At 41.4% G+C, this 9,690-nt stretch carries 13 protein-coding genes and 1 pseudogene; 6 read left to right on the forward strand and 8 right to left on the reverse strand.

All coding sequences use genetic code 11. The features are described from left to right. Positions 1–133, forward strand: a pseudogene (locus tag O9290_RS21395) (IS630 family transposase); the annotation flags it as partial. Here the strand turns inward: O9290_RS21395 and O9290_RS21400 are convergent. Together O9290_RS21400 and O9290_RS21405 are read right to left on the reverse strand one after the other, a co-directional pair. After that, positions 120–368, reverse strand: coding sequence for a hypothetical protein (locus O9290_RS21400; RefSeq protein WP_288059179.1), 249 nt, complete (start codon positions 366–368; stop codon positions 120–122). The pseudogene O9290_RS21395 and the gene O9290_RS21400 sit on opposite strands and share 14 nt — an antisense overlap. 176 nt (positions 369–544) lie before the next feature. Next, positions 545–1,756, reverse strand: coding sequence for a hypothetical protein (locus tag O9290_RS21405; RefSeq protein ID WP_288059177.1), 1,212 nt, complete (start codon positions 1,754–1,756; stop codon positions 545–547). Between the two features lie 366 nt (positions 1,757–2,122). Here O9290_RS21405 and O9290_RS21410 point away from each other — a divergent pair, with 366 nt between their 5' ends. Both O9290_RS21410 and O9290_RS21415 read left to right on the forward strand, forming a co-directional pair. Beyond that, complete coding sequence (locus O9290_RS21410; protein WP_002752469.1) at positions 2,123–2,722, forward strand: peroxiredoxin; 600 nt, start codon at positions 2,123–2,125, stop codon at positions 2,720–2,722. A gap of 168 nt (positions 2,723–2,890) precedes the next feature. Next, positions 2,891–4,150 (forward strand): L-lactate MFS transporter, encoded by a 1,260-nt coding sequence (locus tag O9290_RS21415; protein ID WP_288059175.1) that lies wholly within the window; start codon positions 2,891–2,893, stop codon positions 4,148–4,150. A gap of 420 nt (positions 4,151–4,570) precedes the next feature. On the opposite strand, the gene O9290_RS21420 is transcribed toward O9290_RS21415, so the two are convergent. Beyond that, positions 4,571–4,864 (reverse strand): hypothetical protein, encoded by a 294-nt coding sequence (locus O9290_RS21420; RefSeq protein ID WP_012266429.1) that lies wholly within the window; start codon positions 4,862–4,864, stop codon positions 4,571–4,573. Between the two features lie 139 nt (positions 4,865–5,003). Between O9290_RS21420 and O9290_RS21425 the strand changes: the two genes are divergently transcribed. Then, positions 5,004–5,270, forward strand: a complete 267-nt coding sequence (locus tag O9290_RS21425; protein ID WP_004161646.1) for a hypothetical protein — start codon at positions 5,004–5,006, stop codon at positions 5,268–5,270. Between the two features lie 396 nt (positions 5,271–5,666). On the opposite strand, the gene O9290_RS21430 is transcribed toward O9290_RS21425, so the two are convergent. The 5 genes from O9290_RS21430 to O9290_RS21450 all read right to left on the reverse strand — a co-directional run bounded on the left by O9290_RS21430 (position 5,667) and on the right by O9290_RS21450 (position 8,250). Beyond that, positions 5,667–5,735, reverse strand: a complete 69-nt coding sequence (locus O9290_RS21430; RefSeq protein ID WP_269453991.1) for a hypothetical protein — start codon at positions 5,733–5,735, stop codon at positions 5,667–5,669. Positions 5,736–5,951: 216 nt separating this feature from the next. After that, the gene (gene nrtS / locus O9290_RS21435) at positions 5,952–6,110 is read right to left on the reverse strand and encodes a nitrate/nitrite transporter NrtS (RefSeq protein ID WP_288059171.1); all 159 of its coding nucleotides are present in this window, start codon (positions 6,108–6,110) and stop codon (positions 5,952–5,954) included. Between the two features lie 3 nt (positions 6,111–6,113). Next, on the reverse strand, positions 6,114–6,677 hold the full coding sequence (locus tag O9290_RS21440) for a GUN4 domain-containing protein (protein WP_002757465.1): 564 nt from the start codon (positions 6,675–6,677) through the stop codon (positions 6,114–6,116). 54 nt (positions 6,678–6,731) lie between these two features. Continuing rightward, positions 6,732–7,862 (reverse strand): CO2 hydration protein, encoded by a 1,131-nt coding sequence (locus O9290_RS21445; RefSeq protein WP_288059168.1) that lies wholly within the window; start codon positions 7,860–7,862, stop codon positions 6,732–6,734. 31 nt (positions 7,863–7,893) lie between these two features. Then, a complete protein-coding gene (locus tag O9290_RS21450; protein WP_288059166.1) occupies positions 7,894–8,250 on the reverse strand; it encodes a DUF1823 family protein in 357 nt (118 codons plus the stop codon). A gap of 212 nt (positions 8,251–8,462) precedes the next feature. Between O9290_RS21450 and O9290_RS21455 the strand changes: the two genes are divergently transcribed. Continuing rightward, positions 8,463–9,356 carry a DMT family transporter gene (locus tag O9290_RS21455; protein ID WP_288059164.1) on the forward strand — a complete coding sequence of 298 codons (894 nt, stop codon included), beginning with the start codon at positions 8,463–8,465 and terminating at the stop codon, positions 9,354–9,356. A 273-nt stretch (positions 9,357–9,629) separates the two neighbouring features. Beyond that, the coding region (locus tag O9290_RS21460; protein WP_287711504.1) for a helix-turn-helix domain-containing protein at positions 9,630–9,690 on the forward strand (61 nt) is incomplete at its 3' end.

The raw sequence follows: 9,690 nt of genomic DNA on the forward strand, positions 1-9,690 counted from the left end.
AAACTTTTCTGACTTTTCTTCAGCCATTTATGAATGTTTGAATGATGCCCATTTGAAACATAAAAAAGAACTGGATTCCTTGCTGACTCTACGATTTCAGAAGTTTAATAAATCTCAGATTATGAACGTCTAAAGTATATAACACCGGCGGACATACCAGTTATAGCTTTAGCTCGAATAATCTTACGTTCAGTAGGCGAGGAACGTAGCCATTTTGAAACAGCTAAAAACCCAGCAAAAGCTCCTAAATAAATAAGTATCGTTGCCAGAGATGCGTCAGTTATAACTGAAACCACTAAAGCTGCACCACTAGCCATTGAAGCGGCTCCAAGAACAAATTGTGGTTTTAAGTGTATTTGCTGGTTCATTGATGCAACTTTGGTAAATGTTCAGTCCAGTCGGGTGAATTAGCAAAGTGTAATCCACTGACCAGCATTATAAGACAATAGCCATCGATGATTCAATAGGTTATGCTGGCAATTAGTTCGGTAATAGAAGATCGGCGATCACACTAATTCGTCAGACAAGAGGTTAAGGTCAGAGGTTATAAAGAACGATCACCATATAAAGCCTCCAAAAGTTCCGATTGAGAAATATACCTATAACCGTCCCTTAAATTAGGTGAATATCCATATTGTTTTGAGACATCAGGTGAATAATAAAAATCATAGGATATACCCCAACTATCATGGCAAATCCCCCAATATAATTCATATTCAGGTATGGCAACCATACTAACGAAAGTACCTGGTCCAAGATATTCAAGACGCATATCAGAATTTTGAGACTTATCGGTATTATCAAGGGGATTGGAATAAACCATCCAAGGGTTTTGTGTTGAACATTGAATCCACACTTTTCGTCTTTCTCGATATTCTTGCTGTCCTTGCTCTTTTCTTAGTAATCTTTTCTGAATTTCATATATTGTCCTTGGAGAACCTTCTAGATTATCCCCTTTGAATACTCTAATACTATCAATCCATTCCTCCGCATAAAAATTTATCCCTTGTCGTGTAAATTCACCTTTATATAATAGTCTAGGAAGTCCAAGCTTAGCTTTGGCTTGTTTTTCTAATTCTAGTAAACCTTGTTCACCTTCTGGCGAAGGATTGAATAGGCAGCTATTACCGTTGTTCGGCTTCCAAATTTTGTGATACTCTCGCCATCCCAACTTTTTGTAAGTGTCCACATCCCATGTTATATGCAATCCACTAAAATCACCTTTACCTATAAATTTACCTATAGACGTAAAGAAATAGGAATCCGTCGCATTGGAACCATAGGCATCGGGTGTTCCGGCTGCTGGTCCATGGGTGATTAATCTACCATTCTCATCGTAAGTACATTGCTGACCTGGCCTTAATGGGTATAAATCCTTCCTTCCTTCCGGTCGATATTCCTCAGGGGCAACAGAGCGATAAAAACCTTTAGCTCCCGGATGATTACCCACAACCTCTTCATGTGCAAGCTCGCCCAGTCCTGCTGGTGTCAATGGATAGGATTTTGCGTTAATAATCCTTTGTAGAATAATCTCGTCTTCAGTACAAGGACAAGCAAAGAGTTTATCTTGCCAACCCGGATAATCTTCTTGTAGTCTGCGTACTACTTCTTCGGGTTGCAAATCTATAGGTTCTTTTTTGGCGATTTGATTGGATATAATGATACTCACAGTTGTGATCACTGGTACTCCGACCAACAAAGATAGAATTAGCTTCGAAGCATGGCTAACTAAAAATCCTTTAAGATAACTGAACATTGCCAAAATCCTCAATTTTCATAGGTTCGTTACTGCAAGCTAACGGCTGAATTGATCGGCAGCAAATCGTCTCTAATGGTCAATTCTAACCCAAAATATCACATCTGTCCGCTCCAATGATGTGTTACCTATTATCACTCCGTCAGGCGATCGCATAAATCCTTGATCAGCATGGTGTGTTGTTTCCAGTACACAGCTTTTATTTATTCTCCCCCGCAACACACACGAACTGGTCTCCCCACCACTTCCCACCCCAATCCCCAACTAACGGCCAACTACTCAAAATCGTTATGACTATGATATAGTTGTTAAGGAATGTAAAAATAGTTGCATTTTCCCAGAAACTAGATTAAGGAGATTAAGAGTATGACCGCCGAAGGTTGCTTAAGAGTCGGACAAGCGGCGCCGGATTTCACCGCGACCGCCGTTTTCGATCAAGAGTTCAAAACCATCAAATTATCGGATTATCGGGGTAAATACGTCGTTTTATTCTTTTATCCCCTCGATTTTACCTTTGTTTGCCCCACGGAAATTACCGCTTTCAGCGATCGAGTTAGCGAATTTAGCAGTATCAACACCGAGATTTTAGGGGTGTCCGTCGATAGCGAATTTGCTCACCTAGCATGGATTCAAACCGAGAGAAAATCGGGCGGTGTCGGTGATGTGGCCTATCCGTTGGTGTCGGATCTAAAAAAAGAAATCAGCACCGCTTACAATGTTCTTGACCCGGATGCGGGGGTATCCCTGCGCGGTCTCTTTATCATCGATAAAGAAGGTGTTATCCAACACGCTACTATTAATAATCTTTCCTTTGGTCGCAGTGTCGATGAAACCCTCCGCACTCTGAAAGCGATTCAATACGTCCAATCCCATCCGGATGAAGTTTGTCCCGCCGGTTGGCAAGAAGGCGATGCTACCATGGTTCCCGATCCTGTGAAGTCAAAAGTTTACTTCGCAGCAGTTTAGTTAAAGTTCGTCAGAAGTCCCTCAGCTATAGATGGGGAGAGACTTTTAAGGGGGTGAATTATTTCACCCCCCATTTTAATCGGAAAATTTTCTGGAAAATTTGCCCCATTAGCCATGACCTCATCTAGAATACTGGCCAGACAAGTCTAGAAAGAGTCACGGCGATCTATGACTAACAGTAATTATGATTCCGAGTTGACAGTTTTGGGATTACCCGCAGCCAAAGGTAGATGGTTATTAATACCTCTAGGAATGGGCGTTTTACTCTGTTTAGGGACGGTGTACTCTTGGAGTATCTTTAGAAAACCCCTAGAAACAGAGTTAAATCTCAGCGCCACAGAAAGCCTATTACCCTACACTGTGGCTTTAGTATTTTATGCCGCTTCTATGCCGATCGCCGGTTTTTATATCCCCCGGGTAGGCACTCGCAGGATGACCGCTATCGGCGGAATTATCGTCGGTTTAGGCTATATTCTCGCTAGTTTTGCCGCTCAGATCCAGACAATTATTCTGACCTACGGAGTCATTGCTGGCACGGGAGTCGGCATCGCTTACGGTGTTCCCATGGCAGTGGTGGCACGCTGGTTTCCCGACAAAAAAGGTTTAGCGGTGGGTTTAACTATCATCGGATTTGGCCTTTCTCCCCTGATTACCGCACCTTTAGCCAATCGATTAATCAATGAATATAGCGTTAGACCAAGTTTAAGATTTTTGGGGATTATCTTTACAATAATTATTGTGATTATTGCGATCACAATGAAGTTACCCCCTCAAGACTGGCAACCTCCCGCCAATTTAGCTAATCGAAAATCCGACTTTCAGGCCAATTATCCGGTGAATATGCTGAAAAGTCGCTCATTTTATGGTTTATGGCTTTGCTATGCTATTGGTGCTTTAATTGGCTTGAGCGCCATCGGTATTTCTAGTCCTGTGGCTGAGGAAATTATCCAGATCGAGCCGGGGTTAGCGGCTAGTAGTGTTGCTCTATTTGCCTTGTTTAATGGTATTAGTCGTCCTTTGTTCGGTTGGTTGAGCGATCGCTGGAAACCCCATTATTTAGCGATCGGGGCCTATACACTCATTTTGATCGGTTGTCTGTTGATGGTCAAGGCTGAAAAAGGGGCGGTTACTAGCTATCTAGTGGCTTTTTGTCTATTTTGGTTCTGTTTAGGGGGATGGTTAGCCTTAGCTCCCGCTACCACTCTCCACTTCTTTAATCCTGACCACTACGCCCAAAATTACGGTATTGTTTTTACTGCCTACGGTGTTGGTGCTTTGATCGGAACTTTAGTAACCGGTAGAATTCGCGATTGGTTCGGTACTTACACTTATGCTTTTTATGCTATGGCTGTATTGGCAATACTGGGTATTTTTCTCGCTAGTGCCTTACTGAAAAGAGAGCGATCGCATTTATCAAATCCTAGCTAAGGGAGTTAATCTTACCCTAGAGTAGATACTGCTGCTATTTTACACCAATTAAAAGTAAAAGTAGGCTACAGATAACTAGGATAGGGGGCGGGGAAATGGGAGACTTGACCAGTTATCAGTAAACAATAATCAGTGATACGGTTCTTCTCGACTTTTTGTGATATTTTTTACTTATGTATGTAATAATTTTTGCTTATAAAATATTGAAATGTTTACTGGAAAAGACTTTTAGGACTATTTTGCTGAAGAAACTATCAGTATAGACCCCGTTTCCACACAGAAACCAGAAGAGCCGTGATAGGATAATTAGTGGTCTGTCAAGATTGAATTGAGGGATAAATCTCCTTCTGCTTGTCTTAATCGACCATTTTAAAACTGAAAGATTATTAGATTCCCACTCGCTATTGGAAGGGGATAGATTTAGGTCAAGGTCATCGTTTGCTTGGCAGAAAAAGTCAACACCAATTGATGAGGATAGACAATTTCTACGCCGATTGTTTCGAGGAATGCTCCCTTTTCTGTCTGAGTTGCACAGACAAAATTTCCCTGCTCATCATATTTGACCCAATCTCCAAATAATTCTACTAGATAAGCTTCCCCATTTTTGAGAATTTCTACAATTGTCCCAACTGTGCCGATAGGAGCTATTCCACCATCAATTAAAGGTAGCTCTTCCCTTAGTATAACACCATCAAACAATTGAAACTTACTCATTTTCAATCTCCTAAACTATCGGGTACTGCTGTGACAAATCTGGCCACATCTTCTCCTCTCAAAACAATAGACCTCGACCTAATCTAATAAAATCACAATAATAGGATATTATAAAACAAAAACCAACTTAAACACTAATATGATTAAACGAATTAAAGCATTGAATGAGCTAGAATTTGACTCGGCAAAATCGGGGGAGCCAGTCTACGGAAAATATAAAAAACTATTCGTTTATATAGAGTTAGGTAAAGAAGAGGAGTATCGAGGAAACCCTCAAGATAACCAGAAAACCCAATACCGACTTTTTCGTCGGTGTAAGGTGGAATACTCGAAAACGGAAGAAGAATCAGAACAAGGTATCTACCAATATGACGAAACAAATATCGATGTCATTTTGTACTGGTAGAGGTAACATTGGACAGCATAGGTCTTTTAATCGCCCTTTTTCGGGGTGATTGTCGATCTTGAATCAAATCTCGGTTTTCCTCGAGGAAAGAAATTAACTGATCATCAGGGATTTCTCGGAACTCGCCAGTTTTCAATAAAACAGTAGCCATGGTAAATCGAACTCCTGAATATTCGTCTCGATCGCTATGAAAGCAGATCCTGTCTTGATCATATATCTATTTTTGCTTTATTCCAATAGAGCGATCGCTAAAGAATGATAAAGTAGTTGCTAAAATATCTAATAGAGATCTGTGTCACCCGAATATTCGTCTCGATCGCTATCATAGCAGCCCTCTGCTAACAGGGAGTTCCCTAGAGTCAAAGAAATCACCACTTAGAGGTATATTCATTGCCTTTATTGTTGGGATTTTTTCGGCCACTGCTGACGGCGATAACTGCTATACTGCCCATGAATATTGACCAGATAGGGAACTAGATAGGGTCTGCTGAAAAAGTTTTTCCTAGGGGCAGGGTGTAGGGTGTAGGGTGTGGGGTGTGGGGTTTTACCGATTTTGAGGGGGTCAATTACCTAATTTTCAGGGAAAAAGTACCTGAATTTCCCCCTGATCACTCCCATATCTGGTACTTTTGGATTTCAAAAAAGGCTAAAAGTCTTATCCAGCAAGGTTTTTAGATTTATTCAGCAGACCCTAGATAAGTCAGTTATAAGGCTGTGCATCGTAGCATAACCGTGGTTAATTGTCAATAAAATTGTCCCCACTACTACAGCCACTCTTATCCCGGTGGGGGCAAATTGGGGGGATAATAAAGGTCGAAAATAGCCGATACTCCCTTTCATCGCCTATAAATCGCACTCTATCAGGCGAGTAAAACAAAAAGTCACCATTTTTAACCCGTAGGGAGACTTCCACCAGAGAGCGGGAAAACAGCCTTCCGGAGCTGCGAGACTAAAATCCCAGTGATCATAATCATCGATACGCCACTCATCTTTGTCGCGCCATCCTACCAATTCCCCAAATTTTCTAATCGTTTCCGCGTCTTGGGTACGCAGGGTGTTAATACTACCGCCGGCGGCAAAATATAACTTCACCTGATTGCTAAAACCGAAATGATCGCCGCTATAATTTTTCCAAAGGCGATCAAGTACCCGAATCACATTAACGGGAAACCGCATCATATCCTCTGGGGTTAAAGTATCGCGGGTTCTGCCGGCAGTTTCGAGGATAACTCGGAGAGTTTCTGCGTCTGCCTCCCTAAAGTTCCCCTCAGCTAGGAATTGCTGTAATTTACCATAGCGCTCGATGTCTGGTACTAACATCTGCCGCGCTTCGATGAGGGCAACCCGTTCGGTTAAAGATTGCAATTGAGCTAAAATATCCTGAAGTTGGGCGTTAATATCTGACATAAATGTAAAGGGGGTTTGTTGACTGCAAAAATTACCGATTTATCGGCAGAATAATTATTTATTTACCGCTTCTAATCGCGACTTAACAAAGCGATTCATCCATGCTTCTAGATAGATGCGATTGGCTTTTTGTTCTTTTAAATCTGTGGTAGTTAAAGGATAAGGTGCTAATCCTTGAATGGCTGCCGTTGTCACACAAAACATCGACTTTTGAAAAGTTTCGCAGATCTGGACTAATAAATCTTCCTCTTGACGAAAACTCTTTTTATAAATGTCGTGCAGATAATCTGGTAAAAAGTGACGCATATCCTGCATTAATAGTGTGGGAGGAATCCCTGCACCTCCGATGGGTAAAGGATCTGCATACAAAGCACCATAGGCAAACATTCCTTGATCGTAGGGAATTTGATAGGCTTGGGCATTATAGGAAATTGTACCGGGGAAAGGTGTTCCGCGAAAGAAAACCGCCTCAACGTAGGGGATTGCCGTATCTGCAAGAAAGGTTAATCCTGCCGATTTGGGGATCAGATCATAGGTTTGTCCTTTGATTTTTACCTGATAGACAATTGCTTGACTAGCATTATCGACTAAATTTTTCTTAATGTGTGCCACCACTGCGGGAATACTGGTAATTTTTCTGGCATCGTAGAGATCGGATAAACTTAAAAAAGTATCGGCCATAATTCGCCAAAATTGACCTAAACCGCTATAGTAGGCCATCATCCGCATTTGTTCTGGCAAAAATTCAGGAAAGGCTTTATTTAAAATTAAAACTAGGGGATTATTCCTAAATTTGGCCTGAATAACTTTGGCTGTCACTTCGCGAAAAGCGGCACTATCTACATAACTATCTAAACCACCCCCACCATGCCAAAACATGGCTTTCATACAGTATTCAGCATACTCAAAATTAATGCGATTATGCCACCAGTGTTGTAGTAATTTCTGCCAAGATACTTGACCATTAAAATATTTAAAGAAGGGGAAAAAAACCAAAAACTGATTTTCCGCAATATAAATTAAATTTTTGGAATAAGCATCTAACACCACTCCGTAACTTTTCAGGATACCCACTACCTCGATCAAATTCTGGGGAGTATCTTTTAACAATGCTTCCCCAGCCGTGAGACGATCAATATAGGATGCTAGGGGATGAGAGGAGGACTTGACAGGGATAGTGACCATGCTAGAAGCTTGATAAAATAACTTTCCTTATCTATTTTAACCCATAAAAGCACAACCAATTAGCGGCGGTGGCACGGCGAGTCATGCGGGGATTGAATTCGCCAATTTTATAACCGGTAAACCCCAATTTATCTTTTAATAATTGTTTATTTTCTGGCAAGATCGATCGAGTTAATTTTACTGTTGGGGGACGATTGGCAATAAAATCCGGGGGTTGAGGATATTCACAGCGCCAATCTTCCTCTACTTGACTATTATCCCATTTTCCCTGACTTTCATCGTAGCGATAGCCTAAACTTTGCCAGACCAATTTATTAACGGTTTCGTCGTCAATTTCATCGTTAATAATCGCCCAAATTGTCTCTATATTTAATTCTGGTAGTTCCATAGATTAAGTGAATAGCAGATGGGGTGTGGGGAAGTGGGGTGTAGGGTGTGGGGTGTGGGGTGTAGGGTGTGGGGTGTGGGGTGTGGGGTGTGGGGAGAATAAATAAAATAATCTCCTATCTCCTGACGACCGGCTACTGACGACCGGCTACTGCCTACGGTTAAAATAACTGGTGAATAACATCATTGATCATCGCGTAAGCGTAGCCTATTTTGCCTCCTTCTAACGCCAAAATTATTTTTATCTTAACTATCGGTGTGGTGTCGGTTTCTGCATCGGCAATTTTTATCCGGTTAGCGATCGAAGCGGTAGATAATGCTACGATCGCATTTAGTTTATTTTTAGCGACTTCTCGTCTGATATTGGCTTCTGTTGTCTTAATTCCGAACTGGTTGACCTTATCACGCCAAAAAGTCCCTGTTCAAGCCTATTATTACGCAGTGGGAGCGGGATTTTGTTTAGCTCTCCATTTTGCTACTTGGATTACTTCTCTATCCTACACCTCGATCGCCGCTTCCACCACTTTAGTCACTACTAATCCCCTCTGGGTTTCTCTGTTGGGTTGGTGGTGGTTTCGAGAAAAACCGAGCAAATTAACTTTTATCGGCATTTTTGTGGCTCTAACGGGGGGATTATTGATTGTTTTAGCCGATCGAGATCTCAGTAGCTCTTATCCTAACCCTTTATTGGGCAATAGCTTGGCTTTAATTGGAGCAATTCTCGTCAGTGGTTATATTCTCCTCGGACGGGAAGCACAAAGAAAGGGCTTAAATATTAAGAATTATATAACTGTAGCCTACACTACCGCAGGATTAGCTTTATTACCTTCTATTTTCTTATTCGGTCAAGGTAACAAAAGCTATCCTTTGTCCGTGTATGTTTATGTGTTAATGATGGCGATTTTTCCGCAATTAATCGGTCATACTAGCTTTAACTGGGCTTTGCGATGGGTAGCACCGACAATAGTAACCATGGTAATTTTATTAGAGCCAATCGCCGCTAGTCTGTTAGGAGTGTTCATTTTTGGTGAAATACCAGCCCAAGAAGTCATTTATGGCGGATTAATTCTATTAATCGGCGTAGGCATTGCTATTTTAGGCGGATAAGCTTGTTAGTGTATCTAATATTACCGGTTAAGTGTGATCTTGATCGCGGATGGTAATCACAGACAAAGACTAGATTAGTGTACAATGCTAACTGCATGAGAGTTTAGACAATCTGACTCACTTGAGCAATAGGGTTTTCGGGGAATTAATTCCCTGACTAGAGTTAGAAATATCCGATCATCGAAAATTTTGCGTCTGAAACCCCGCCGTTTTAGGTTGGCTTTGCTGTTAAATATGAGCATCGTTTACGAAATATATGCTAAAATATGAGACATGGAAAAAGCCTATTCTTACCGATTTTACCCGACACCAGAACAAGAGTCGCTATTGCGGC

The sequence above is a fragment of the Microcystis sp. LE19-41.2A genome, assembly GCF_027530405.1.
GTDB lineage: Bacteria > Cyanobacteriota > Cyanobacteriia > Cyanobacteriales > Microcystaceae > Microcystis > Microcystis aeruginosa.

Excerpts from the sequence above, each read along its gene's own strand:
- O9290_RS21400 (WP_288059179.1), bottom strand. The coding sequence starts at position 368 with ATGAACCAGCAAATACACTTAAAACCACAATTTGTTCTTGGAGCCGCT.
- O9290_RS21405 (WP_288059177.1), bottom strand. The coding sequence starts at position 1,756 with ATGTTCAGTTATCTTAAAGGATTTTTAGTTAGCCATGCTTCGAAGCTA.
- O9290_RS21410 (WP_002752469.1), top strand. The coding sequence starts at position 2,123 with ATGACCGCCGAAGGTTGCTTAAGAGTCGGACAAGCGGCGCCGGATTTC.
- O9290_RS21415 (WP_288059175.1), top strand. The coding sequence starts at position 2,891 with ATGACTAACAGTAATTATGATTCCGAGTTGACAGTTTTGGGATTACCC.
- O9290_RS21420 (WP_012266429.1), bottom strand. The coding sequence starts at position 4,864 with ATGAGTAAGTTTCAATTGTTTGATGGTGTTATACTAAGGGAAGAGCTA.
- O9290_RS21425 (WP_004161646.1), top strand. The coding sequence starts at position 5,004 with ATGATTAAACGAATTAAAGCATTGAATGAGCTAGAATTTGACTCGGCA.
- nrtS (WP_288059171.1), bottom strand. The coding sequence starts at position 6,110 with ATGAAAGGGAGTATCGGCTATTTTCGACCTTTATTATCCCCCCAATTT.
- O9290_RS21440 (WP_002757465.1), bottom strand. The coding sequence starts at position 6,677 with ATGTCAGATATTAACGCCCAACTTCAGGATATTTTAGCTCAATTGCAA.
- O9290_RS21445 (WP_288059168.1), bottom strand. The coding sequence starts at position 7,862 with ATGGTCACTATCCCTGTCAAGTCCTCCTCTCATCCCCTAGCATCCTAT.
- O9290_RS21450 (WP_288059166.1), bottom strand. The coding sequence starts at position 8,250 with ATGGAACTACCAGAATTAAATATAGAGACAATTTGGGCGATTATTAAC.